The sequence below is a fragment of the Streptomyces lasiicapitis genome (genome assembly GCF_014646335.1).
GTDB lineage: Bacteria > Actinomycetota > Actinomycetes > Streptomycetales > Streptomycetaceae > Streptomyces > Streptomyces lasiicapitis.
Map to the genome: position 1 here is coordinate 198,323 of NZ_BMNG01000010.1, position 25,247 is coordinate 223,569.

The following is a 25,247-nucleotide window of genomic DNA, read 5'->3' on the forward strand; positions in this document are numbered from 1 at the left end:
CCCATGTCCCACGGGGGAATCACATGTCCGTGCCACCACCACCCCAGCCGTACCGGCTCCTGCGGGCCACCGACCTGCTCGATCTGCACTTCCTCTTCCAGGGGCTCCGCCTGGAGAAGCCCCTCATCGGGCCCCGGCGGCTCCTCCGCAAGGACCCCGCCCAACCCGCCTACCTCGTCGTCACGTTCGGCCCGCAGCACGTCGCCGAGCGGGCCTTCTTCGAGGTGAGCCCCGGCCTTCCGGAAACGGCACCAGCGGCCAGTGAGCCCCACAAGCCGCCCCCCGTCGCCTCCCGCATCGGCGGCCGCAGCGTCCTCGTCTTCTCCGTGGGCGCCGACGACATCATCACGTACACCGATTCCGGACTCCTCATCGCGATGCGGACGCTTCCCCTCCGCGTCGTGGACGCCGCCCGCGCGTCGGCCACCGCGGCGGGCCTCCGCCAGCCCATGGCCGACGGGGGACCCACCGACGTATTCGAGGCGCTGCGCCTGGCCCGGACGGTGGCCGAACTCACCGCGCGCCACGGGCCGGACGGCCCCGTGGACGCGGGCCTGTACACCACGCCCGCCCCGCCAACCGCTGAAACAGAAGCCGTCGCGGGCCCCGCCCCCGAGAACCCCCTCGCCGACCCCGCCAACCCCCGCACCGGCATCGAGCTCCCCTACCGCCTGCTCCTCTCCCCGCCCCAGACCGCCACCTGGACGCACGCCGCCGAGCTGCCCGACCCCGACGGCCGGATCGAGCTCTGGCACACACGGATGCCCGCGGGCGGCGCCCGTGCCGTGTGGACGCGCGACCCCGGATTCGACCCGGCCGTCCCGCGCCCGCTGGATCCCGTCGGGGATCCCTTCACCATGGCGCTGAACCCCGGTGACCGGTCCTCCGTGGTGCATCTGAGTTCCAACACCAACCTGCCCGGCGGCTTCAAGCCCGCCCCGCTGAAGGTCGACAACCTCGTGCTCTCGTCCCTCGGGGGGTGGCTCGACTCGCTCGGCGTGTGGGAGAAGCCGCCCGTCGGCTTCGACGTCACACAGTGGCGGCACCGTGCCTCGATGGGGCGCGACCACTACGTACGCGTCATGTACCGGGGGCGGCTCTTCCCCTTCGGGCACCTCGCCGACCTGGTCAAGGTCACCGAGCGCAAGTTCGACCCCCACCGCCCGGACAACGCGGCCTATCTCAACCAGCGGTTCTTCGTGATGGTCCGCGAGCCGGTGCGGAGCTACGGCTCGAAGGACGACATCGACGACCAGAAGCGGCTGCGCCGCCTTTTCCCCTTCCGCAGCGTCCGGTTGCTCACGCTGATCACTCCGGATCTGCTCCCGCCGCAGCCGATCCCGGGGCTGTCCGACGTCGGCGGCGACCCCAACTACAAGTTCGCCTTCTTCCCGGTGACCGCGGAGGAGAACCCCTTCTCGTTCCAGGTCGGCATGGTGGACCTCGACGGTCGCGTTCTCGAGTTCCGTACGCCGATGGCCTTCGTGGGCAAGCGGGTGCACGAGGTCGCAGCCGACGTGGTGAAGATCATCGATCACTATCGTGGGCTGATCTCCGACGCGACGCCCGAACCCCCGGACCCGGCGGACGCGAACACCCGGCGGGTCGTCGCGGACCTGCGCGGACAGCCCCTCGCCTACGCTCCGAGCAGCAAGCCCGACGACACCACCCTGTGCACGGGACAGCTCGTCTGGGGCGCCACGACCACACCGAACATCCTGGCCCTGGACTCCGACGCGCACCCGCGCTTCCTGCCGACCGTGCGCTGGGCGCGAGCCGTGGTCCCGGCGCTGAGCCGGTTCGGCACCGGCTTCGGCGGCGACCAGACGCAGTCGGTGTTCTATCCCGAGCCGTACGTGACCAACGCGTTCGAGGCCGGCAACAAGGGGCAGGTCTTCGTCGAGCTGGCCAAGCCCGTCGACCTGACCTTCCGCAATGGCGGCCAGACGGCCGGGGCGCTCGCCCAGCCCAACTTCCCGGTCGCCGGACTCTCGCGGCTCACCGGGCCGGTCGCCGCGACACTCCCCACTCCCCCGGGCGCGCGGACGGGCAACACGGGCGACCTCGTCCCCTTCGACAAGTGGGCCAAGCTCGCCGAGGGAAAGTTCAACCCCGCCGACTACTTCGGGCAGTTGACGGGGGCGGCGAAGCTGTTCGGGATGTTCCCGCTCACCGAGATCCTGAGCGAGATCGGCCTGGACAAGCTCAAGGCGCCGAACTTCTTCACGGCGACGGTCAACGCGGTCACGGGCTTCCTCAACGACCTGCGCGGGCTGCGCGACCTGCTCTTCTCCGTACAGCAGCAGTTCCCGGAGACCGCCGCCAAGGTCACCCGCGTCGTCGACACCGCGACCGCCTTCGCGGACCTGCTCGTCAAGTTCATCAGCAGCCATCTGGAGCAGGCACCGAACCCCGTCCCCATCAGGGACGTCGAGATCGCCTTCGCCGCGTTCTCCGACGCGCTCACCGCGTTGCGCGTCGGGCTGCCCGCCGCGGTGGACGACGGCGTACGACAGGTCCTCACGCGCGTCGCCGAGCAGGCGGCCACGTGGGAGAACGCCGTCGGTCAAGCCCTCGCCCTGAAGGATGCCCTCAAACTCGCCGCGCTCGGCGCCAAGTTGCCGGACGTCGTCAACTCGCGGCTCCAGTGGCAGCCCGACATCAAGGCGTGGGCGCCGGGCAAGCCGACACCGGGGTCTCGCGAGGAAGCCGTGTTCTGGCCGATCGGCAAGCTGACGCTGGTCACCGACCTGCGCGGCTCGCTGCGCCCGGACGTGCCCCAGGCCGCGGACGTCACCTGCACGCTGGAGAAGTTCGAGCTGCGCATGGTCCCCGACTTCGAGGCGATCGTGCTGCGCTTCGACCGGATCCGGTTCAGCATGCGCGCCGGGCAGAAACCCGACGTCGAGGTGAAGTTCGGCGGCGTCGACTTCGTGGGGCACCTCGCGTTCATCCAGACCCTGCGCAACATCATCCCGCTCGACGGCTTCAGCGATCCGCCCGCGCTCACCGTCGACAGCTCGGGCATCCACGCCAACTACTCGATGCAGCTGCCCAACGCGGCCATCGGCGTGTTCAGCCTGGAGAACCTCTCGCTCAACGCGGGCTTCTCGGTGCCGTTCATCGGGGACACCCCGCTACAGGCCGGATTCGCCTTCTGCCGGCGTGAGGCACCGTTCCGCCTGACCGTGTCGATGCTGGGCGGCGGCGGCTACTTCGGGATCGTGCTTTCCCCGAAGGAGATCGCCGTCCTGGACGCCGCCCTGGAGTTCGGGGCCGCCGTGTCCATGAACTTCGGCGTGGCCAGCGGCAGCCTGTCCGTGATGGCCGGCATCTACTTCCGGCTCGAACTCACCGGCGGCCCCGGCTCGTCGCGGAACAAGGTCACCCTCGTCGGCTATCTGCGGGCGCGCGGCGAGGTCGACGTCCTCGGCATCGTGTCGGCGTCCATCGAGCTGTATCTGGAACTGGGATACGTCGACGGGTACGCGATCGGCCGGGCCAGGCTCACCATCAGCATCGAGATCGGCTTCTTCTCGAAGTCGGTGACGATCCGCTGCGAGAAGAAGTTCGCCGGCGGCGGCGCGACCCTGGCGTTCGCGGGCGCGGGCGCCCCGGAGATCGCCCCGCCGTCGTTCACCGACCTCATGTCGCCGTACGTGGACCCGGTGACCGGTGCCCGCGTCGACCCCGTCTTCGACTACTGCACGGCCTTCGCGGAGGTGGCCTGATCCATGGACAGCATCCGATGGACGGTGCTCCCCGACGGCGTCGTCGAGGGCGACACCGTACGTGTCTCCGTTCTCGTCAGTCCCACCCTGACCGGGATCGACACCCTCGCCGGCTCCGGCTACTTCGTGGACTGGCCGCACCGGCTCACCACCACACTTCTGCCCGGCCTGTGGCTGGAGTTCGACAACCCGCGGGACACGCTCGTCAAGCAGTGGCAGCCCACCGGCCGCTTTCCCGCCCACGAATCCACGCTGTGGAAGACGCTGTTCACCGGCGACACCTACGTGGAGCGGCCCGAGGAACCGGCCGCGCTCGCCGCGGCCGAGCGCCGCACCCTGCGGTCGTACCCGGGCAAGCTGGTGCACGACGAGGTGACGGGAGTGTACGAGGCCGTCGCCGTGTACACCACACGGAGCAGGCTCAACACGGAGTGGGCGCGCGAGGAGCGGATCCTCTGCGAGGAGCCGCCCACCGACCACCGCGGCTGGGAACTGCCCGCGCTGTACCGCGTGACCGACATCATCTCGTCGCAGGTGCTCGGTCTCGGCGCCGACGTACAGAAGGGGTTCGAGGCGGTGGAGCGCGCCCTCCGGCCGCGCGGCGACGGCCCGGACGCCGCCGCGGACCCCGACCAGGTGCCCCGCTACATGGACCGCACCAGCGAGGAGTACAACCGCGAGGAGAACAAGCGGATGCTGCCGCTCGCGGAGGCGGCCCGCTTCTACGAACGCGGCAAGGAACCCGAAGGGCTCGCCGAGGAACCGCCGCACCGCGTGGACTTCCACGAGGCGTGCGGCCTCCTCGGCGACTACCCGGAGCTGCAGCGCCGCTTCGGCCTCGTCCTCGACCTCAAGTTCACGATGCCCGCCGCCGTGCCCGACGGCGCGCGGGTCCGGGTGCGCTTCGACGACACCGTCACCGGCGACCCCGCGCTCAACGCCCCGGCCAAACGCCCCTGGACGAAGATCCGCTACACCCGGGGCAGCGTCTTCGAGGCGGGCCCCGGAACGGACGCCGTCCTCCTCGCGGGCCGCATGCTGAACCTGGGCGACCCCGAGTCCTGGCACCTCACCGAACTCGACGTGGACGGCGCGGCCCTCAAGCACATCGACTACGCCCGCTCCATCGACACCCAGGACAGCAGCGACGTACCGTCCGGACAGGGCTCGGTCGCCGACCTGGTCACGGGCACCGGCACCCCGGCCGCCCGGGGCGCCGGCATCACCCTCCTGCACACCGACCGCGACAAGCACCTCGCCGGGCGCATCGGCGCCGACGTCGACCGCACGACCTCGGCCACGGACGTCGACCTGACCGCCGAGGAGCTGGTGCGCGGCTACCGCGTGGACATCGGCCTCGTCGACCCCGTCACCGGCCGGGTCACGCAGTGGCGGTCGCTGCTGCGCCGCCGGGGCCGCTACACCGTCCGCCGCCCCGGCGGGCAGCCCGTCGAGATCCAGGTGCGCCCGGACGAGGGCACGGTGCGGGCCAGCACGGTGACCACGGACGCGGCCGACCGGCGGCAGCTCTACGGCCACCAGGCCGTGTTCGGCTGGCACGGCTGGAGCCTCGCCGCACCCCGGCCGGGGCGGACCATCGGGCTGAACGACGAGCCGGAGGAGCCCAATCCGCCGGTCTCGCCCGACGTGCCGCTGGACACCAAGTTCACCGCGGAGCCGGGCTCCCTGCCCGCGCTGCGCTTCGGCCGGACGTACCGCATGCGGGCCAGGGTCGTCGACCTCGCGGGCAACAGCCTGGAGCACACGGCGAGCACCCCGGACGCCGTGCACTCGGACGCGATCACGTACGGCCGCTGGGAGCCGGTCCCGCAGCCGGTGGTCATCCCGCTCCTGCCGTTCAACGAGGGCGAGTCGACCGAACGGCTCGTCATCCGCAGCACGGTGACCGACGACGGCCGGGAGATCTCCACCGACGAGTACGTCCTGTGGCGCTCGGACGTGCCCGACCACGAGGCCGATTCACCGGTGGACCATCTGGACCGCCGCTACAAGGCGATCGCGGAACGGCATCTGGCGCCGCCGAAGACGGCCCTGCAGATGGCCGAGGAACACGGCGTGTTCGACGCCGCGTTCGGTGCGGGCAAGCCCGAGCGGCTGCGCGACGAGTACTTCACCGTCGCCTCCCGCGAGGCCGGGTCGTTCCTGGACACCAAGGTGCGCGAGCCGGAGTGGCCGTACCTGGAGCACGATCTGCTGCTCGAGAACAGCATCCACATCGCCAAGCACGACGTGCACGACCCCGTGCCGCTCACCGAGCTGCCGCTGTCCCGGCGCGGTTTCCCGCTGGCGCAGGGCGAGTTCGTGGTGCACGACTCGGACCGGTTGATCCTGCCGTATCTCCCGGACGTCCTCGCCGAGGGCGTCATGCTGCGCGGTCTGCCCGGCGACCGCGAGAACCGCAAGATCCCCTTCCCCGGGCCCTGGCCGCAGGCCAAGCCGTTCAAGCTGCGCATCAAGGAAGGCACGGACGAGCCGCACTGGCACGACATCGGGTTCGAGCGGGTCCTTGAGGTGTTCCTGCCCAAGGGCGAGATCGCCACCGTCAGGCTGAGCTGCTATCTCGACCCGCGGAAACTGCCGCTGCTGCGCCAGTGGGGTCTGCTGACGGGCTCGCGGTTCTGGGCCGAACTGCCCGAGCGCGACAAGGCGTTCGTGACCCGGGCCAGCGCCGACGGAGAGAACTGGATGCTCACCCCCTGGGTCGAGATGACCCTCGTGCACGCGGTGGAGAAGCCCGTGCAACCGCCGGAGCTCGATCAGCTCGCCGCCGGCCGCGACGCCGAGCAGACGGCGGCCCGGCTGACGGCCCGCCTGAGCAGCCACTCCGAGAGCAGCGGCCACGTCGAGCTGGACGCGCACTGGAGCGAGTGGCTGGACGACGTCACGCAGGCCGCGCCCACCCGCATCGACGGGCACACGCACCTGGAGGACGTCACGCTGGGGTACGACGAGGATCTGGCGGCGGTCCACCGCACGCACGAGTTCGGCGACACCCTGCACCGCAACGTCCGCTACACGCCGACGGCCGTCACCCGCTTCCGTGAGTACTTCCACCCGAGCATCACCCAGGACCGCGCCAAGGTCATCCGGGTCGGCCCGACGAGTGCCCCGCTTGCGGTGCCCAGTTCGCGCCGCCCGGAGCCGCCGGTGGTGGCGTACGTCGTACCGACGTTCCGCCGGGAGCGGACCGTCGACCACCAGCAGGTCGCCGTCACCCAGCAGCGCACGGCGGCGGGCCTGCGCGTCTACTTGAACCGTCCCTGGTACTCCTCCGGCGACGACGAGATGCTCGCCGTCGTCCTGGATCCGGGCGCGGACGTGCCGGAGATCCTCGCCACCCGCTGGGGCGTGGACCCCGTCTGGGCCGCGACACCGCCCCTGCCGAAGCCGTCGGCCGCGCACTTCCCGAACGCGGCGAAGCGGCTGACGGGGCTGCGCCTGGCCGAATCACCGGACAGCGCCCCGGTGTTGGCGGACGCGGTGGCCTTCACTCCGGAGTACCACCAGGAGCGGCGGCTCTGGTACGTCGACATCGACGTGGACTTCGGCGCGGGCGCCGGTGACGCGGCGTACTTCCCGTATCTGCGGCTCGCCCTGGCCCGCTACCAGCCGTACGCGGTCGACCCGCTGCACCTGTCGAAGGTGGAGCGCGCGGAGTTCGCCCAGGTGCTTCCGCCGCGTACGCTCGTCGGCCGCCGCGAGGGCGACCGCCTCGGCATCCGCATGACCGGCCCGGCGACGTACAACGAACTCGGCGAGATCAGCGGCACCGGAGCGGTGGCGGCCGCCGCGAGCCGCCGGGTCGTGGTGACCCTGCAGACCCGGGCGAGCCTCGGCGAGGACGACATGGACTGGAAGCAGGCCGGGACTCCGGTGGAGCTCGCCTGCAAGGCGGAGGGCGGCGGTTTCGTCTGGAGCGGCGGCCCCACGGCGCCGACGGGGCAGTTGCTGACGCTGTACCGGCTGCTTGTGCAGGAGTACGAGCTGTACCGCACCGACGCGGACACGGCCACCGACACGGTCACCGTGAACGGCCAGGCGGTGCCCGCCGCGCGGCGCCTGGTGCACGCGGACTACTTCGGTCTGACGGTCGGTCTGCTGGGGCGGATCGACTTCGAGTTGTGAGAGCCGAGCGGTGTCAGGCCACGGGCGCCGTCACACGATCGGAGGTCCGGCGATGCGGTAGCCCACCCCGGGCGTCGTCGTGACGACCGGCGGGCCGCCCAGCTTGCGCCGCAACCGGCCGATGGTGACGGTCACCGTGTTGGTGAACGGGTCGGCGTTCTCGTCCCACACCTGCTCCAGGAGGTCCTCGGCGCTCAGGAAGCCCGGGCTGGCGCGCAACAGCGCCTCCAGGACGGCGAGTTCCTTGACGGAGAGGTCCAGCGGGCGTCCGTCGCGCAGGGCGGTGCGGCGTATCGGGTCGAGTTCGAGGCCGGCGGCGCGCAGTGTGCGGGCGCGCGCGGCCGGTCTGCGGCGGGCCAGGGACCGGAGGCGCAGGATGAGTTCCGGGAAGTGGAAGGGCTTGGCGAGGTAGTCGTCGGCGCCGAGCGTCAGACCGGTGACGCGGTCGCCGGGCGCCCCGGCGGCCGTCAGCATGAGCACCATCGCGCGGTCGTCCCGCTCGGTGATCATCTGGCACAGAGTGTCACCGTGCAGGCCGGGCAGATCGCGGTCGAGGACCACGACGTCGTACGCGTTGACGTCCAGCTTCGCGGCGGCGGTCAGCCCGTCGTGCGCGACGTCGACGGCCATGCCTTGATCCCGCAGTCCTTCGGCGACGACTTCGGCGAGCGTCCGCGCGTCCTCCACGACCAGCACTCTCACGGCGTCACCTCGTCGAACCTTTGCGAACCTGCGAACCCTTGCGAACCGGCCGCCGAGGGCAGCGCCGCCGACACCGTTGGCACCGCCGTCACACGCAGCGCCACCGTGACGCACAGGCCGCCCTCCGGCCGGGCCACGAGCACCAGTCGGCCGCCGTGTGCCGCGACGATCGCCGCGACGATCGACAGCCCGAGGCCGGAACTCCCCTCCGGACCTGTCCGGTCGGCGCCGAGCCGCGCGAACGGCTGCGTGAGCCGGTCCACCTGGTCCTGGTCGAGGACGTGCCCGCCGGTCTCGACGACGAGGCGTGCCTCGGTGTCATCGTGTGCGGTGGTGAGCCGGATCCAGCCGCTGTCCTCGTTGTGCACGATCGCGTTGTCGACGAGGTTCTCCACCATCCGGGACAGCAGCGCCGGGCTGCCCCGCGTCCAGGAGTCCGGCGGCAGCCCGGCGTCGACGGTCAGTGTTCTCGCGGCGATGTCGTCGGCCCGCGCGGCCAGCGCTTCCGCGGCCAGGGCGCCGAGCGACACGGGGGTCCGGTCGGTGAGGGTGCCGTGCTGGGCGCGGGCAAGGACGAGGAAGCCGTCAAGGAGGTGGTCCACGCGGTCCAGTTCGGTCCGCAGGCGTCCTGCGAGCGCGAGGGTCTGCGCGGCGGGCGCCGGTTTGGCCACGGCCACGTCCAGTGACGGCCGCATCGTCGCCAGTGGCGTACGGAGTTCGTGCGAGGCGTTGCCGACGAACCGGCGTTGCGCGACGAAGGAGGCTTCGAGACGCTCCAGCAGACCGTCGACGGTGTCGGCGAGTTCCTTGACCTCGTCGACGGGTCCGGCGACGGCGAGTCGCTGATGCAGGTTCTCCGCGGAGATACGCCGCGTCGCCGCGGTGATCAGTCGCAGCGGGCGCAGCACCCGGCCGGCGAGGACGCGGCCGAGCAGGAGCGAGACGCCCACCATCACCGCGAGGGCGATCAGCGATCCGACCAGCATCTGGCGGTCCTGCTGCCCCTGCGCGTCCGCGAGTTGCCGCTCCAGGTCCCGGATGTGCTGCTGGGCGGCGGCGAGGCCCGCGCGCTCGGCCGGGGGCTGTTCGGGAGCGGCGCTGGTCAGCTCGGTGCCGGACATCAGATAGGTCAGGGCGAGCAGCGCGACCGCGGACCCGAGGAATCCCGCGGCGTACAGGATCGTGAAGCGCCGTCCGACGGTTCCGCTCCGCAGCTTGCGCATGGCCCTCTCCCCCCCGCTCGGATCCGGCCGGTCGCGCCGGGCCCGCCGATTCGACCTGGTCCGCCGCATCCGGCCGGACTCAGGATGCCCCGCCGCGCCTAACAGCGGTATGACAGGGGCGGTTCGGGCCGCGTTATGCCCGCGTCCGTAGAACCGGATTCATGCATGCGACCCATGAACTCCTCCGTCGGGAGTGGACCAGGTTCCGGCGTCCGGCCCGGCTGATCGCGATGGTGGCCGCGGTTCTGGCCGTCGTCGCCGTCGGTCTGCTCCACGCTGCCGGCAACCGCGCCTCCTGCGACGGCCCGTGCCCCGCCGATCCGACCGGACCCGACGGCTCGCTCGTCAACGACCAGTTCTCCTTCGCGCACCGGGACCTGGGCGAGAACGGCAGCATCACGGCCCGCCTCACGTCCATGACGGGCACGATCACCTATCCGCCGCCGGACCACGACGAGATCGTCCCGGGCCTGGTGCCGTGGGCGAAGGCCGGGATCATCATCAAGGACGGCGTCGGCCAGGGATCCTCGTACGCCGCGTTGATGGTCACCGGCGGCCACGGCGTGCGGATGCAGCACGACTACCGCCATGACGTCGCGGGCAGCGACAGCGGGGTCTCGGCCGGGTCGCCGCGCTGGCTGCGCCTTACGCGGTCGGGAGACACCGTCACCGGCCACGAGTCCGCCGACGGCAAGCGGTGGACGAAGGTCGGAACGGCACTCCTGTCCGGGCTGCCCAAGACCGTCCGGGTCGGCCTGTTCGCCACCTCTCCGGGCGACCTGACGCTGCGGCCCACCGGCCTCGGGGGCGCGACGGAGGAGGTGCGCTTCACGCAGGCAGGCGGTGTCTTCGACCGCGTCGCCCTCAAGGGCGCGCCACCCGCGAAGGGCTGGTCCAAGGACACGGTCGGCGAGATGAACCGGACCGACTGGGAGAAGTACCACAAGGCGTCCGGGGTGGTGGAGGCCAATGGCACGATCACCGTCACCGGCACGGGAGACATCGGGCCGGGAGCCACCGAGGGCGGTGCCCGCCCGCTGGAGCGCGCCCTCGGCGGCCTGTCCCTCGGGCTGGTCGTCGTGCTCGTGGTCGCCGTCCGGTTCGGCACCTCCGCGTACCGTCTCCCGCGCACGGACGGCCCACCGGTCACCCGCCGGGAGCTCGCGGCGAAGGCAGTCGTCGTCGGAGGCGTCACGTTCGTGACCGGTCTCGTCGCCGTGGGCACCGTGATCCCGGCGGGCCTGTCGATCCTGGAGGGGAACGGGGTCACGGTCCTCGAGGTGTCCACGTTCACCGGGGTGCGGGTCGTCGTCGGCACGGCAGCGGTGCTCGCCCTCGCCGCGGTGCTGGCCCTCACGCTCGGCGCGCTGCTCCGCCGTACCTGGCTCGCGCTCGTGGTCGCCGTCCTGACGATCGCGGTCCCGTACGCGGTGACCTCGTTCCCGCTCCTCGCCGACGGCCCGGCACAGTGGCTGCTGCGGGTCACTCCTGCCGCCGGTTTCGCCGCCCAGCAGACCCTCGTCGAATTTCCGCAGGTCGTCGCCCACTACGCGCCCTCCGCCGGGTACTTCCCGCTTCCGTGGTGGGCCGGGATCGCCGTGCTGTGTACGTACACGGCGATGCTTCTGGGACTCGCGCTGAGCCGCCTGCCGCAGGGCGAAGGCTCTCGTCCGCTCGGGTGACACCCGCGTACGGGCCGCGGTTCGGGGCATGCGATCGGTGTCCAAGAGCCGCGGAGCTACGGGAGGTTGCCGTGGTGCACTCCCCAGAGGAGCAGCGGGTGTGCGGGGAATGGCGACACGAGGGGCCGACGTCGGCGGCGCAGGCCCGCGCGATGGCGCGGGACTTCATGGCATCCGTCGGATACGACGACGAGAAGCAGCGGGACGCGGTCCTCCTCGTCGTCTCGGAGCTGGTCACCAACGCGCTGCGGCACGGGTGCGGGGTGACCGGCTTCCGGCTCAGTCACCACGCACGAGGACTCACCGTGTCGGTGCGCGACGCCGGGAGCCACGCGCCGCGGACGCGGCCGCTCGATCCGGAGCGGCCCGGCGGCTTCGGCCTGCACCTGGTGCGCTGCCTCACCGAGGGCGTGGACGTGGAATGGCGCCCGGGCGGCAAGAGCGTACGGGCGACCGTTCCGCGCCACCGCTGGTGGCAGCAAGAGCACGAGGCTCGCTTTCCTCGTGGTTGAGCGTGCCCAACGGCCGTACGATGGTCGGGGTTCTGCCCCGCTGCGGGGCGACACAGGGCGGGTGAGGCTGACGTGGAACCACCGGACGTGGAAGCACGCGATCCCGAGCGAGAGCCGCCGACACCGCCGGACTCCTCCGCCGTGGCGGCCCAGGAGGAGGAGATCTGCGCCCTCCGCGAGGAAGTGGGCCAGCTCAAGCAGGCGGTACGTTCCCACGCCACCGTCGACCAGGCCATCGGCGCGCTCGCCGCGATCTCCAACATCCGGCCCGAGCAGGCGTGGGACGTGCTGGCGGAGGTCTCCCAGCACACGAACCTCAAGCTCCGCCTCGTCGCCGAGCAGGTGGTCGAGTGGACCTGTGACGGGGAGCTGTCCGAGGAGGTCAGGCGCGCGCTGCAGGAGAGCCTCGCCCGGCAGGAGCAGTGCGACCCGCCGCAGGACTCGTAGCAGGACCGCCGCGGGACTCGTAGCAGGACCCCCGCGGGACTCGTGAGCTGTCCGCGGGGCTCCAGCATCGTGTCTTCATGCCTCTGTCCCCGCGTCCGGCTGCGGGGACAGAGCCAGAAGAGCTCACTGCCGAACTCTCCCGGGAGCAGTCCGGTCGTGCTCTCCACGGACCGGGTTTCCCGGAACGGCCGGATCAGGCCCCTGCGGGCACCAGGCCCCTGCGCAGGCCGCCGAGGATGCGCTTGAGGAGGCGGGACACCTGCATCTGGGAGACGCCGAGCTTCTCGCCGATCTCGGCCTGGGTCAGCTCGTCCACGAACCGCATGTGGATGATCTCCCGGTCGCGTTCGGAGAGTTCACCGATCAGCGGCGCCAGGCTGTTGAAGTCCTCGACGAGTTCGAACGCGGCGTCCTCCTCGCCGATGAAGTCGGCGAGAGCCGCCTCGCCGTCGTCGCTGCCGCCCATGAGCAGCGCGGCGTTGAGGGACGAGGAGGTGTAGCCGTTGGACGCCTTGCGGGCCTCGATGACCTCTTCCTCGGTCAGCGACATCAGCTCGGCCAGCTCGGCGGTCGTCGGCTCGCGGTCGAGGCGGGTGGCCAGCTCCTCGGTCGCCTTGACCAGTTCGATGCGCGCCTCCTGAAGGCGGCGCGGTACGTGCACGGCCCAGCTCGTGTCGCGGAAGAAGCGCTTTATCTCGCCGACGATGTACGGGACGGCGAAGGTGGCGAACTCCACCTCGCGGGACAGGTCGAAGCGGTCGATCGCCTTGATCAGGCCGATCGTGCCGACCTGGACGATGTCCTCCATCTCGTCGGCGCCGCGGCCCCGGTAGCGGGAGGCGGCGTAGCGCACGAGCGAGAGGTTCATCTCGATGAGGGTGTTGCGCACGTACTGGTGGTCGTGCGTGCCTTCCTCAAGTACGGCGAGGCGGTCGAAGAACTGCTTGGAGAGGACGCGTGCGTTGTGTGGCTCGACGGTCGATGGCTCTTCGATCAGCGGCAGTTCTCCCTCCACGCAGGCCTGCGCCTTCGTCGACCGGATCCTGGACACTGCTCCCATCGCGGCAGCCACACCCTCCACCCTTCTCTCGGCGGCACCCCGTGTCACCCTCCGGGGACTCAAGACGCGTGTGCCCGTCAACGCCGGACTCACACCTGGAGATCCGGAATTGCTCCCGCCGCTACGTCCTGATCCGTCCGGCGGCCAGGACGAGCCGGGCGAGGTCGCGGTGGAACACGTCGTGGTGCGCGCCCTGCGGCGGTGCTCCGCTGCGGACGGTCTCCGAGGTGTCGACGCTGACGTATCCCGATCGGGGCAGCGCGTCCTCGGTGAGCGCGTCGGCGAGGGTGAGCGTCGGGCAGCCGTCGATGCCCTGCGCGCCGTCGTAGCCGAGGGCGCCCCAGAGCCGGTCGGCGCCCACCAGGGAGGGTGACTCGCCGATCATGCGGGCGGCCAGCGGGAACAGCAGGCCGAGCTCCAGGTCGTGGTGCGAGTAGCCGCACACGACGGGCCCCGCGACGCACTCCGCCACCCCGGCGAGGGCGCCGCCGCCCCGCATCTGCTGCGGCAGGTGCGGGGCGAACGCGAAGTGCGAGAGGGCGGCCTGAAGCAGCGTCACGGACGCCACCGGGCCCGCCGCCCCGCTCTTGGCTCCCCGGGCGGCGAACGCGACCAGGCGGGCGCCCGCCCCATGGCCGACGAGGTGGATCCGGGTGTCCGGCAGCGCTTCCGCGAGCCGCCCGAGGGCAGGGGCGAGGCCGACGTCGCCGATCAGTCCGGCGCGTCGCCTCATCGCGTACGAAGTGGCCTGGCACAGCAGTTGGTGGGCGCCGTCCCACATCCGGTCGAGCACGCGCTGCGACTCGGCGGAGCCGAAGGGGCGGGCGCTGGGTGTGAGCGGGTCCGGACGGGCGAGCCAGTCGGTGGGGGCGTCGGCGGGGCGGGGGCCCGCCGTCTCGGACTCCGTCAGCGTGCCGGACTTCGACACCGTGGGCGCCTCGCTGCCCGTGCGCGGCGGCTCGATCCGCTCGGGTCGCTGCTCGGCGCGCGCGGTCTCCTCTCGGGCCTGCTCCAAGGCGCGGGCGAAGCCCTCGCAGACGTGCGAGGCGCTGTCGAACAGCATCGCGGGGTCGGACTGGGGCAGCAGTTCGTCGCCCATGTCCGTGGCGTAGGCGTTCACTTGTGAATGGAGGGGCGCCTCGACGAGGCGTCGCAGGGCCATGCCCACGTCGTCGACGGCACTGAACTGGCGGGGCCGCTCGTCCAGGAGGGAGCGCAGGTCCGCGACGAGGTCCTCCCTGCCGGGGAAGACCCTGTTGAGGGCGGCCTCGGTGGCGTCGGTGAGGTGTGGCTCCGGCGTGAACGTCATGCAGGGCCAGCGCACGCTCACGAAGCCGACTCCGTCGTCGGCGGTCACATCCGTGAACTGGGCGTGGAGGCGGGCGTCCACGTCGGCGGACGTGTCCGCGTCGTTGTGGGTGGCGTGCGCCAGGACCACGAGGTGGCGGACGTCCTCCGCCCGTGCGGCGTCCGCGAGCCGCTCGACCTGCTCGCCGTCCGTCTCGCCGCCGTCCGCGTCGAACTCGATCTCCCAGCGGGGCGGGGTGGTTCCCGTGCCGTTCTCGGAACTGCTCATCGCGTTCCCCCGAACCGGTTGCGGGCTCTGTGCCCGCAGCATCCTCGGTCCGGGCCGCGGGGGCCAGGGGCGCACGGCCGGCCGTTCCCCCGAAGACGGCGCGCGCGGGCGGCTCGGGGAGGCCCGCCGCCCGCACCCCGGGGACGCACATCAGCGACAGGAAAGGTTGTACGCGACTCACGTGGTGATCAACACAATGATGGAGATGTAGTGAAGACCGTAAAGTCATCGCGTTCACATCTCACGCCGGGCAGCACTTCTGACCCGGCATCATCCCGTGGGGGGATCCATGCGACACCGCATCCGCGTCGCCGTGCTCGGCTCGGCCCTGGCCGTGGCCGCGACGGGCTTCGCCGCGCCCGGCGCCTTCGCCGCCGCGCCCGACGATGTCACCATCGACAAGGTCACCGTCAACGGCGGCAAGTCGATCGTGCTCGGCACCACCGCCGCGAAGAAGTTCACCGTCACCGTGACGGCCTCGGACGACTCGGGCATCGAGAGCGCCGACATCACGCTGTACGGCCCCAACTCGGCCATCGCCCAGCCGAACGGCAACGTGAAGTGCGTCAAGTCGCCGACCGCCGAGACGACTTCGGCGTGCACGGCGAACTTCACCATCGACCCGGACACCGACTTCTACGACAACAGCCCGGCCGGCGCGTGGTACGTCGACGCCCTGGTGACGGCGAACGACATCGACACCATCAACGTCGAGAAGGCCGCCGCCTTCAAGGTGCAGCGCGAGTCCAAGCTCACCGTGAACGCCTCGCCGGAGCCGATCAAGAAGGGCAAGACGCTCACCATCACGGGCGCGCTGACCCGCGCCAACTGGGAGACCCGGAAGTACGCGGGCTACGGCAACCAGTCCGCGAAGCTGGAGTTCAAGAAGAAGGGCACCACGACCTACACGGCCGTGAAGACCGTGAAGGCCGACAACAAGGGCAACCTGAAGACCACGGTCAAGGCCGCCACCGACGGCTACTTCCGCTACACGTTCGCCGAGAACTCGACGACGTCCGCGGTCAAGGCCACCGGCGACTACGTCGACGTGCGCTAGCCATCAGGCAGTAGCCGTCCTTTCGGCAGGCGCGAACGGAAGCGTTCGTGCCTGCCGATCGCGCGTCAGCGGGCGAGCCGCGCCAGCTCCGTCCCCGCGAGCAGGAACGCGCCCACGCCGAAATCGGCGGTGCTTTCGTACGTGACGGGCTGGCTGGACTCCGGCCGGTCGCCGACCTTCTGCACGTACCCGAGGAAGCCGTCGGGGTGCACGGCGGTGGCGACGAGCCCGTTCCAAGCTCGGGCGGCCACCGGCAGACAAGCAGCCTGGTCGACGAGCCGGGCGGCGATCGCGTACGCCGTGCCGTACACGAAGAACGCCGTGCCGCTGGTCTCGGGCCCGGGCAGATGCGCCGGGTCGGCGAGGCTGACGTTCCAGAAGCCGTCCGGCCGTTGCACGGTCGCGACGGCCTTGACCAGTTGGGTGAGGGTGGCGCGGTACTCGGCGGCGTGCCGCTGGCCCGCGGGCAGCGCCTTGAGCACCTTCACATGGCCGCCCGCCACCCAGCCGTTGCCGCGCGACCAGAGCACGGGCCTGCCGGAGGGCGAGAGGATTCCGCCGGGCAGGAACCGCTTGTCCCGGTACCAGAGGCCCGTACCGGCCGCGTCGTGCAGACCCGGCCCGCCCTCCGCCCGCTTGGTGTGGCGGTACAGGGCGAACATCTTGTCCCAGTAGCGCGGGTCCTGCCGCAGCGCGCCGACGCGGGCGAACGGCGGCATGGCCATGTGCAGGGCGTCGTCCCACCACCAGTCGTCGTTCTTGGCCGGCTGGTCCGTGGTGGTCATGCGGCGCAGACAGGTCTCGATCGCGGCGATCTTCTGCGCCTCGGGCTCGAGTTCGTGGAGGTCGAGGTAGGCCTGGCCCGCGCACTGGTTGTCGGCGTGCCGGGTGGTGACACCGCCCTTGAGTCCGTACGCGTGATTCTCGGCCCAGCGACGGGCGTACGCGAGGTACGAGGCGGCGCCGGTCAGCCGGTGCAGGGCGAGCAGGCCGCTGAAGAAGGTGGCGTTGGCCCAGCCGTTGTCCCCGGGGTCGGTGTGGGCGCCGATCCAGTGGTCGGCGACGCGGCGCAGGACGCGCACGATCTCGTCCCTGGGCGGCAGTTCGGGGGCGGGAGCGGCGCTCGGGGCACGGCCCGGGTCGGGCGTCGGGGGCGCGGAGCGGTCCGCCGCGCGGGCGGTCCCGGGCCGCCACGGTGACGCGAGCGCCGCGGCAAGGGCGGTGCCGCCCACGAGCACATGTCGTCTATGCATGTGAACCTCTCCCTCATCTGTGGTCGCGGCCCATCCTGCGGCGCCACACCCGGAGCTGTCCACGGGGCGTCACGCACCCCAACAACCGCTTCACACAACACCGTTCGACACCTTGACGCGGACACGGTCGTCGGTATGGTCTAGTCCAACGAAGCGGAATCCCGTTGGCCGGCGGGCACTTGTACGCCCACACCCACCGTCCGGCCTGCGACGGCCTGCGCTCCGGCACGCGGGCCGACCCCCCACCACCGCACCTTCACGCCGCCGGTCCACCGGCGTCCCCCCATGGAGTGAGCCATGCGATCACGCATACTCGGAGTACTCACCGCCACCGCGGCCGCCGCCGCGCTGCTGACGTTCGCCTCACCGGCGTCGGCCGAGAAGACCGACAAGTCCGTGCCGGCGAAGGCGGACAAGACGGCCGCGGCGTTCATCGTCAGCGAGTCCCAGTTCAACCAGATGTTCCCGAACCGGAATCCGTTCTACACGTACAGCGGCCTCACCGCGTCCCTCAGCGCGTACCCCGGATTCACGCAGACGGGCAGCGACACCGTGCGCAAGCAGGAGGCCGCGGCCTTCCTCGCCAACGTGAGCCACGAGACCGGCGGCCTCGTCCACATCGTGGAACAGAACACGGCCAACTACCCGCACTACTGCGACAAGACGCAGCCCTACGGCTGCCCGGCGGGCAACGACAAGTACTACGGCCGCGGCCCGATCCAGCTGAGCTGGAACTTCAACTACAAGGCCGCGGGCGACGCGCTCGGCATCGACCTGCTCCACAACCCCGACCTGGTGCAGAACGACGCGGCCGTCGCCTGGAAGACCGGCCTCTGGTACTGGAACACCCAGAACGGCCCGGGCACCATGACGCCCCACAACGCCATGGTCAACGGCGCCGGCTTCGGTGAGACCATCCGCTCCATCAACGGCAGCCTGGAGTGCAACGGCGGCAACCCGGGCCAGGTCCAGAGCCGCATCGACAAGTACAAGCAGTTCAGCCAGGTCCTCGGGGTGGACCCCGGTGGCAATCTGAGCTGCTGACCGCCCCGGCCGGCCGACCGCTCGCGGATCACCGCGCGCGGTCGGCCGTACCGCTGTCCAAGGCCCCGTAACTGCGCTTGCCGCGCCGATACGCGATCTCGCCGAGCACGATGTCCACCGCGAGGAACGCCACCAGCGGAATGCCGAGCAGCGGAACGAAGTACCCGAGCACCGCGACCGCCGCCATCAGCGGCACCAGGACGTACGCGGGCACGTGCTGCCAGGCGCCACGCGGCAGCGGACGCCCGAACGAGGTGCCGCGCCCGCGCTGCCACCACATGCGGTAGCCCCATACGATCAACAGGATCAGCCCGACCGCGATCCCCGCGAGCACCACCTGGTTGGCAAGACCGAACAGGGTGCCGCTGTGCGCGTCGATCCCCCACCGCGTCAGCTTCGCGAGAACCGGGAAGTCGTCGAACTTCAGTACGTCGACGACCTTGCCGTTCGTCGGATCGACGGCGGCGGTGTCCGGACCGTCGAACCCGCTGCGCTGGATCTCCTTGACGACATACGCCGACGGCGCGGCCGAGGCGTCGGCCGGCGGAACCACTTCCACAGGACCGGAGAGCCCCCGGTCGCGGGCCGACGCGAGCACGGCGTCCAGGCCGACGTCCGCCGCCCCGCCCGCACGGTCCGCCCCGCCCGCACGGTCCGCGCCGCCGGCTCCGCCCCCGCCATGTTCGGCGTGCTCCCCGGAGTCCGGCGCCCCGGACTCCCCCGCGGCCGCCAGGCTCGTGGAGACCGTCGGCGTCGTCTGGCCGAGCGCCTCGCGCAGATCGGCGATGCTCTCGCCCGCGTAGGCGGACCACGTGAGCCCGGTGGCCGACAGGAAGAACAGCCCGGCGGCCGTCCACACGCCCACCGTGCCGTGCAGGGACAGCGTGCGGCGGCGGCCGGTCGCGCCCCGCACCTTGCGCCGCGCCCGCTGCCGGGCGAACCACAGCACGACGCCACCACCGGCGATCACCCACAGCCAGCTCGCGGCAAGCTCGCTGTAGAGGCGGCCCGTCTCGCCCAGATGCAGGTCGCGGTGGAGCCCGGATACCCAGGTCCGCAGTGGCAGCGCGCCGCTGGAGCCGTACTGCTCCAGGGAGCCGCGCACCTCGGCGGTGTAGGGGTTCACGAAGACGGCGAGGGTCCGGTCGGGGTGCACGCCCTCCACCCCCGACAGCAGGACCCGCGTGGTCGCCCCGTCCTCGGCCGAGGGCCGGACCGCGCTCACGGTGCCGTCCGGGTGGGCCTTTCGGGCTGCGGCGACCTGCTCCGAGACGGGCAGCTCCCGGTCGCCGACGGACACCTCGAGCTCGTCGGCGTACACCAGCTTCTCCGCCTGGTACGAACCCGCGTACAGCAGCCCTGTCACCGCGGCGACCAGCAGGAACGGCGCGATGAGCACGCCGGCGTAGAAGTGCAGGCGCAGCACCAGCGGCCGGAGCGAGCCCCATGCGGAGCGCCGTTGAGGGGACCCGGGCTCTGGGGTCCGTTGCCCGTCGACGGGGACGGGTGCGGTGGGTGCGGCAGGCATGACGTGCTCTCCTGGGTGCCGGACGGTGGTGCGGGCACGGTCGTCGCGCGACCTGGCCGGTCCAAGGGTCGGGAGGGGGGCGGGGCGAGTTCCCGGCGGGCTATGTAACCTGCGTCACGTCACCCTCATGGCACCGGGTCGATCCGGCGGCGCGCGCACCTCGCGCGAGGGCTCCTTACCAGAGCGGCACGCCGGATATGTGACGCGGCGCGACCTCGTAGATCTTCATTTGAGATGGGGTGGCCGAGAAACGCGTTCGTAACCAAGCGATGCGTGAACAGGGGTAGTTGGCACGGTGAAATCCGCGCGACGATGAATCCATGACCGCGGCACAACGCGCCATGACTGAGCTGGAGTCGTGGCCGAACCTGGTAAGCGGCGCCCCACGGTGCGCTGTCGGACGTTCCTTCGGACTCGCGGGGGCGCCCGGAGCGATGGACTACGAGCTGGTCCATTTCCACTCGGACGACGCCGCCGACGTGTGCCTGACACGCGCCGCCGTCGACCGGCTGCGCCCGCAGCTCGCGCACAGCTCCGCGATCCGGCTCCGCCCCGGCGCGTCCTGGATCACGGTGCTCCTCGACTGCGACATCGATGTCGCCCTCCTGCTCACCCTCGTCAGCGTCGGGCTCAAGGCCCACGACGACGACCGCGCGGCGGCACACCGCGCGGGGCGGGACGGCGCCTTCGCGCTGCGCCCCGCCCCGCCGTGCGACTGGGAACCGGTCGCGTTCCGCCAGCCCGCCCCGAAGATCCCCGCCCCCGCGGGACCGCCCGCCGTCGAGCGCCGCGGCCTCCTCGCCACCTGGAAGGCGGTCGGACGGCTGATGCCGCACGGCCACTGAACGACTCCGTCACTCGCCGCTCGGCCACTCGGCCACTCGCCCCTGGACGACCGCTTCGCACCCGGGCTTCGTCGCGCCCTCTTCCGGCCACGTACGGAGCAGCGGATTCGCGCCAACCGGCCGTCAGCGTCACGCCACGACAACCGGGGCGCTTGTCGGACGGACACGTTCGTATGATCGTCGGTGACTTCTTGATCAGCTCCGCTGTTGAGCACCGCGAGGCGGCCGGATCGGCCGTGTTCCCGGGTGAACGTCCAGCCCGGCAGGGCGAAGGATCAAGGAGCAGTCAGTGAAGAGCAGTTGGATGCGGAAGGCCTCCCGTGGGGTGCTGGTGGCGGCGGCGTGCGCCGTGCCGTTCGCCCTGTCGACCGGCGTCGCCCACGCCGACGAGACCCACCACAAGGGCTCCCACACCGCTCCGGTCGTAGGGCTGATCAATACCGGTCAGATCGACGACCCCATGGAGGACGTGCTGGAGCACACGCTGCTGCTCGGCGACGGGTACAAGTGGGACTGACCGGAAGGTCATAGCCCGGTCCCCATCACTGCACGGCCCTCCATCACTCCGCGCCGTTCAAGCGATCCCGCTTGGGCGGCGCGTCGTCACTTCCAGCCGTACGCGTACGCCGTCACCCACGTGACCTCCAGCTTCGCGCTGCTCCCCGGTGCCGCCGTCGGGCCCTCCAGGGCGCTCTCGTTCTGGAGCACCCAGGACAGGGGGCGGTTCGGCACATTCCGGGTGTCGTGCCCGACCTGGCGGCCGTCGACGAAGAAGCGGACCCGGCCCGGGGTCCACTCCGTGGACACCGTGTGCCACTCGGTCCAGTCGTCGGCTCCGTGGTAGTAGCCCTGTTCGCCCCCGCCGCAGGGATGGTGGAAGGCGCTGAGGGTGCCCGTCCACTCGCCCTCGGGGTGGTCCATCTCGCAGCCGCCGCCGTAGTGCAGCCAGGCCGACTTGTATCCGGGGGCGAGCTGGGTGACCTTGATGCGTGCGCTGTACTTGCCGTACTTCATCTGCATCACGGCACGTGGTACGACCGCCGCGGCATGCACGGGACCGCCGTCGTCGGGCCGCCACATGCGGATGCGCAGACGGCCGTCGCCGTTCTCCGCAGGGCCGACGCTCACCGTGTCCTCCGGGTGGTAGACACCCGCGACGGCACGTCTGCGGTCGTTGGCCGTGTCCCGCCAACCGGTGGGGTACGCCCACCAGTTGTCCCGGTAGGAGCCGCTGAGCCCGCCGCAGTACGCGGCGGACGTGTCGACGTGGTGGTCGCAGTCGCGGAACGACCCGAGCGGCACGCGGTCGCCTTCGAAGTCCTCCGCGAGGACCTGCCAGAACGGGCCGCAGTCGCCGCGCGGCATGGCGGGCCCGGTGGTGCGGCAGGCGTCGCCGGAGCGCGGGGCGCCGTCGGCGCGCGGGATGCCGAAGAGGGCGCCCAGCAGGCAGGCGCCCAGGGCTGCGAAGAGTGTGGGTCTGCGGGTGCGCGGTGCTGCGTGTGTGCCCATCGCGGTGCGCTCCCTCCCGTCCGTCCGTGGTGCGGCGAGGTGCTCCGAGGGCTAGGCATCCTTGCCGTACGGGAGGGAATCCGCCATACCGTGAGCGGGCTCGGTGCGGCGCACCGGCGTACGCGTGGGCGCGAGGGTCGGCGGATTCGCGTGGGCGCGGGCGACGAGCCCCCGTGAGGCCGCCCGGAGCGTCGTCCGGCGCCCCGCCTATCCTGGGCCCGTGATCGATCTGCCGCTCTCCGCCCTAGAGGTGTCCATCGTCGAAGCCGGCACCACCCCTGCCGACGCGCTGGCCAACTGCCATCGCGCCGCCCAGGAGTTGAGCCGTCTCGGCTACCACCGGCTGTGGTTCGCCGAGCACCACCACTCCCCCGCCATCGGCGCCTTCCCGCCGGTGCTGCTCACCGCGCACACCGCCGCGACCACGCCCGGCATCAGGCTCGGCTCGGGCGGCGTCCTCGCCCCGAACCACGCCCCGATCACCGTCGCCGAACAGTTCGCCACCCTCGCCGCGCTGCACCCCGGCCGCATCGACCTCGGCATCGGCCGCGGCCCCGGCACCTTCCACGAGCCCACCGCCCGCGCCCTGCGCCGCGGCGCCGACCCCACCACCGACGACGAGTACCACCGCGACGTCGCCGCGACCCTCGACTTCCTTCTCGACGTCGCCCTCGGCGAGCTCCCCGAGCCGTGGCTGCTCGCGTCCAGCGACGCGGGCGCCGAACTGGCCGCCGAACTGGGGCTGCCCCTCGCGTTCGCGCACCACATCCGCCCCGACAACACCCTCGCGGCCCTTGAGCGCTACCGGAAGGCCTTCCGGCCCTCCCGCTGGGCCGAGAGCCCCCGCGTCCTGGTCTGCGTCGAGACCGTGTGCGCGGACACCGAGGAGCGGGCCGCCGAGCTCGCCAGGCCCATGGACGTCATCAAGGCGGGCCTGCTCCAAGGCCAGGGCGAGACGGCTTTCCCCACGCCCGCGGCCGCGGCGCACCACCGCTTCACCGAGCAGGAGAAGGCGGCGCTCGCGGCCTTCCTCAGCCATCAGGCACGCGGCACACGCGACAGCGTCGACACCGCCCTCACCAAGATCGCCGAGTCCACCGGCGCCGACGAACTCATGCTCGTCACCCCCGTCCACGGCATCGCCGACCGCATCCGCTCCTTCGCACTCGTACGAGACCTTGCGGGCCCCGAAGCCCTGCGGCGCGCCTCCACCTCGTAAGGGAAGTTTTCGGACAGCAAGGCGTTTCGGACAACGTGCCCGAGTGATCCTCGCCCCCGTCCCGCGCCGGGTAGTGATGCCGCCATGGAATCGATGGTGCCGGTCGACGGCGGCGAAGTGTGGGCGTGGGACGAGGGCGACCGGGACGGGACGGGGCTACCGCTCGTGCTGCTGCATCCCGGCATCGGCGACTCCGGGATCTGGGACGCCGTGGTGCCCGGCGTCTCGGGGCGGCGCCGCGTCGTCCGCTACGACGCCCGCGGCTTCGGGCGGTCCCCCGAGCCGACGACGCGATACTCCCAACTGCGCGACGCCCTCACGGTCCTCGACCACTTCGGGATCGACCGGGCCGTCGTCGCCGCCTCCAGCCTGGGCGGCTCCACCGCCTTCAGCCTCGCGGTGGCCGCGCCGGAACGCGTCGCCGGTCTGGCCCTGTTCGGCCCCGGCGCCACCGGCGCGACCGGCCTGAAGTCACCCGAGGTCACCGCCGAGATCGAACGGCTCGCCAAGGCGGGTGACATGGAGGGCCTGGTGGCGATGGGGCTGCGCCTGTGGGGTGCGACGGACCCCGCGCCGGACGGCGAGGCCGCGCGGCACCTGCGGGCCGCGATCCCGGCGTGGTTCACGACGTACGGAAAGGACGTCACGGACCCGCCCGTCTTCGACCGGCTCGGCGAGATCGCGGCGCCGTGCGTCCTGGCCATCGGGGATCGGGACCAGCGCGAAGTGATCGACTGCAACGAGGAGATGGCCGCCCGCGTCCCGGGCTGCCGGCTCGTGCGGCTGGCCGGGTGCGACCACTTCCCCATGCTGCGGGAGCCGGAGACGGTGGCGCGGCTGATCCTGGAGGTGTGCGAACAGGCGGGCCCCTGAGTGAGCCGGGGGCGCGGTGGCCCGGGGAGTGCCGGGCCACCACGCCTTCGCGCCCTGTCAGTACCGAGCGCCGTTGGGGATGGGCGCCTGCGGCACGTTGAGGACGAAGTCGAACTCGGCCTGTTTCGTGTTGCCCACGTCCCGTACGTTCATGAGCAGCCGGGCGTCGAAGATCGGGTCGGTGTCGTTGCGGGGCTCGCCGGGGAAGTAGAGCTGGGTGGTGAGGACCGGGCGGCCGGGTGCCTGGAGCTTGACGTGCAGGTGCCGGGTGCGGCCGGGGTAGAGGCCGGGGAAGACCGTGGTGAGGGTGAACGCGCCGTTGGCGTCGGTGAACTGGTGCCCGCGCATCCGGAAGCCGACGTTGTCGTAGGCGCCGCGGGCGTCGGCCTGCCAGAAGTCGAGCAGCACCCGCGGCAGCGGCCGGCAGGCGAGGCCGAAGACATAGCCGGTGACGGTCAGCCGGATGCCCTGGGTGCCGGGTTCCAGGAGCGAGGTGCGGCGTGGGGAGTTGGGTTTGAAGTAGGGGCCCTCCGTCTGCGGTGGTGTGGGATCGTCGCCGTCGTCGCAGGACGGGGTGACGTCCAGGACCTTGCCGCTGCCCGCGCCGGTGCGGGCCAGGGCGGGTGCGCCGAGCATGGCCACCGGCACGGCGACGCCCGCGGCAAGGGCGGCGCGGAGCACCGTCTTGCGGCTCGGGCCCTTGTGCGTCGCGGGGGCCGCGGGTATCGCGGGTGCCGCCGGGTCGTGGGGCTCGCCGGTCGGTGGGCCGGAAGGCTGGTCGTTCGTGCCGTGGCCGTTGGCGCGCGTCTCGCCGTCCATCGCTCCTCCTGGGTGGGGGGG

The 25,247-nt window shown here is 71.7% G+C and carries 18 protein-coding genes and 1 pseudogene; 11 read left to right on the forward strand and 8 right to left on the reverse strand.

Annotated features, from left to right (window positions below; translation table 11 throughout):
• Positions 1-23: 23 nt before the first annotated feature.
• Positions 24-3,731, forward strand: a complete 3,708-nt coding sequence (locus tag IEY91_RS22590; RefSeq protein ID WP_189175442.1) for a hypothetical protein — start codon at positions 24-26, stop codon at positions 3,729-3,731.
• Positions 3,732-3,734: 3 nt separating this feature from the next.
• Positions 3,735-7,877 carry a hypothetical protein gene (locus IEY91_RS22595; protein ID WP_189175443.1) on the forward strand — a complete coding sequence of 1,381 codons (4,143 nt, stop codon included), beginning with the start codon at positions 3,735-3,737 and terminating at the stop codon, positions 7,875-7,877.
• Positions 7,878-7,907: 30 nt separating this feature from the next.
• Here the strand turns inward: IEY91_RS22595 and IEY91_RS22600 are convergent, their stop codons facing one another.
• The gene (locus IEY91_RS22600) at positions 7,908-8,579 is read right to left on the reverse strand and encodes a response regulator transcription factor (protein ID WP_189175444.1); all 672 of its coding nucleotides are present in this window, start codon (positions 8,577-8,579) and stop codon (positions 7,908-7,910) included.
• Complete coding sequence (locus IEY91_RS22605; RefSeq protein WP_189175445.1) at positions 8,576-9,802, reverse strand: sensor histidine kinase; 1,227 nt, start codon at positions 9,800-9,802, stop codon at positions 8,576-8,578. Before IEY91_RS22605 ends, IEY91_RS22600 begins: the two co-directional genes overlap by 4 nt.
• A gap of 161 nt (positions 9,803-9,963) precedes the next feature.
• Here IEY91_RS22605 and IEY91_RS22610 point away from each other — a divergent pair, with 161 nt between their 5' ends.
• The 3 genes from IEY91_RS22610 (at position 9,964) to IEY91_RS22620 (ending at position 12,443) form a co-directional block, all read left to right on the forward strand.
• Positions 9,964-11,484: a DUF1349 domain-containing protein gene (locus tag IEY91_RS22610; RefSeq protein ID WP_189175446.1), complete on the forward strand. Its 1,521-nt coding sequence runs from the start codon at positions 9,964-9,966 to the stop codon at positions 11,482-11,484.
• Between the two features lie 71 nt (positions 11,485-11,555).
• A complete protein-coding gene (locus IEY91_RS22615) occupies positions 11,556-11,996 on the forward strand; it encodes an ATP-binding protein (RefSeq protein WP_164317089.1) in 441 nt (146 codons plus the stop codon).
• Between the two features lie 87 nt (positions 11,997-12,083).
• Positions 12,084-12,443 carry an ANTAR domain-containing protein gene (locus IEY91_RS22620; protein ID WP_229697165.1) on the forward strand — a complete coding sequence of 120 codons (360 nt, stop codon included), beginning with the start codon at positions 12,084-12,086 and terminating at the stop codon, positions 12,441-12,443.
• Between the two features lie 193 nt (positions 12,444-12,636).
• On the opposite strand, the gene IEY91_RS22625 is transcribed toward IEY91_RS22620, so the two are convergent.
• Both IEY91_RS22625 and IEY91_RS22630 read right to left on the reverse strand, forming a co-directional pair.
• Positions 12,637-13,503 (reverse strand): RNA polymerase sigma factor SigF, encoded by an 867-nt coding sequence (locus tag IEY91_RS22625; RefSeq protein WP_164317092.1) that lies wholly within the window; start codon positions 13,501-13,503, stop codon positions 12,637-12,639.
• A 121-nt stretch (positions 13,504-13,624) separates the two neighbouring features.
• Positions 13,625-15,079 carry a hypothetical protein gene (locus tag IEY91_RS22630; RefSeq protein WP_189175447.1) on the reverse strand — a complete coding sequence of 485 codons (1,455 nt, stop codon included), beginning with the start codon at positions 15,077-15,079 and terminating at the stop codon, positions 13,625-13,627.
• A gap of 289 nt (positions 15,080-15,368) precedes the next feature.
• On the opposite strand from IEY91_RS22630, the gene IEY91_RS22635 reads away from it, so the two are divergent.
• Positions 15,369-16,136 carry a DUF5707 domain-containing protein gene (locus IEY91_RS22635; RefSeq protein WP_164317096.1) on the forward strand — a complete coding sequence of 256 codons (768 nt, stop codon included), beginning with the start codon at positions 15,369-15,371 and terminating at the stop codon, positions 16,134-16,136.
• Between the two features lie 65 nt (positions 16,137-16,201).
• On the opposite strand, the gene IEY91_RS22640 is transcribed toward IEY91_RS22635, so the two are convergent.
• Complete coding sequence (locus tag IEY91_RS22640) at positions 16,202-17,389, reverse strand: glycoside hydrolase family 88 protein (RefSeq protein WP_189175448.1); 1,188 nt, start codon at positions 17,387-17,389, stop codon at positions 16,202-16,204.
• 297 nt (positions 17,390-17,686) lie between these two features.
• On the opposite strand from IEY91_RS22640, the gene IEY91_RS22645 reads away from it, so the two are divergent.
• On the forward strand, positions 17,687-18,433 hold the full coding sequence (locus IEY91_RS22645) for a chitinase (protein WP_164317100.1): 747 nt from the start codon (positions 17,687-17,689) through the stop codon (positions 18,431-18,433).
• 28 nt (positions 18,434-18,461) lie between these two features.
• On the opposite strand, the gene IEY91_RS22650 is transcribed toward IEY91_RS22645, so the two are convergent.
• Entirely contained in the window at positions 18,462-19,961 is a 1,500-nt protein-coding gene (locus IEY91_RS22650; RefSeq protein ID WP_189175449.1) for a PepSY-associated TM helix domain-containing protein, read from the reverse strand.
• Positions 19,962-20,395: 434 nt separating this feature from the next.
• On the opposite strand from IEY91_RS22650, the gene IEY91_RS22655 reads away from it, so the two are divergent.
• Positions 20,396-20,806: a luciferase domain-containing protein gene (locus IEY91_RS22655; RefSeq protein WP_444545479.1), complete on the forward strand. Its 411-nt coding sequence runs from the start codon at positions 20,396-20,398 to the stop codon at positions 20,804-20,806.
• A 304-nt stretch (positions 20,807-21,110) separates the two neighbouring features.
• Positions 21,111-21,323, forward strand: a complete 213-nt coding sequence (locus IEY91_RS22660; RefSeq protein ID WP_189175590.1) for a hypothetical protein — start codon at positions 21,111-21,113, stop codon at positions 21,321-21,323.
• An 86-nt stretch (positions 21,324-21,409) separates the two neighbouring features.
• Here IEY91_RS22660 and IEY91_RS22665 read toward each other — a convergent pair whose 3' ends face one another.
• Positions 21,410-22,315 carry a glycoside hydrolase family 16 protein gene (locus IEY91_RS22665; RefSeq protein ID WP_164317106.1) on the reverse strand — a complete coding sequence of 302 codons (906 nt, stop codon included), beginning with the start codon at positions 22,313-22,315 and terminating at the stop codon, positions 21,410-21,412.
• A 220-nt stretch (positions 22,316-22,535) separates the two neighbouring features.
• Between IEY91_RS22665 and IEY91_RS22670 the strand changes: the two genes are divergently transcribed.
• Both IEY91_RS22670 and IEY91_RS22675 read left to right on the forward strand, forming a co-directional pair.
• Positions 22,536-23,534 (forward strand): LLM class flavin-dependent oxidoreductase, encoded by a 999-nt coding sequence (locus IEY91_RS22670; RefSeq protein ID WP_189175450.1) that lies wholly within the window; start codon positions 22,536-22,538, stop codon positions 23,532-23,534.
• Between the two features lie 84 nt (positions 23,535-23,618).
• Positions 23,619-24,407 (forward strand): alpha/beta fold hydrolase, encoded by a 789-nt coding sequence (locus IEY91_RS22675; protein ID WP_189175451.1) that lies wholly within the window; start codon positions 23,619-23,621, stop codon positions 24,405-24,407.
• A gap of 75 nt (positions 24,408-24,482) precedes the next feature.
• Here IEY91_RS22675 and IEY91_RS22680 read toward each other — a convergent pair.
• A pseudogene (locus tag IEY91_RS22680) lies at positions 24,483-25,226 on the reverse strand (dioxygenase family protein); the annotation flags it as partial.
• Between the last annotated feature and the right edge of the window lie 21 nt (positions 25,227-25,247).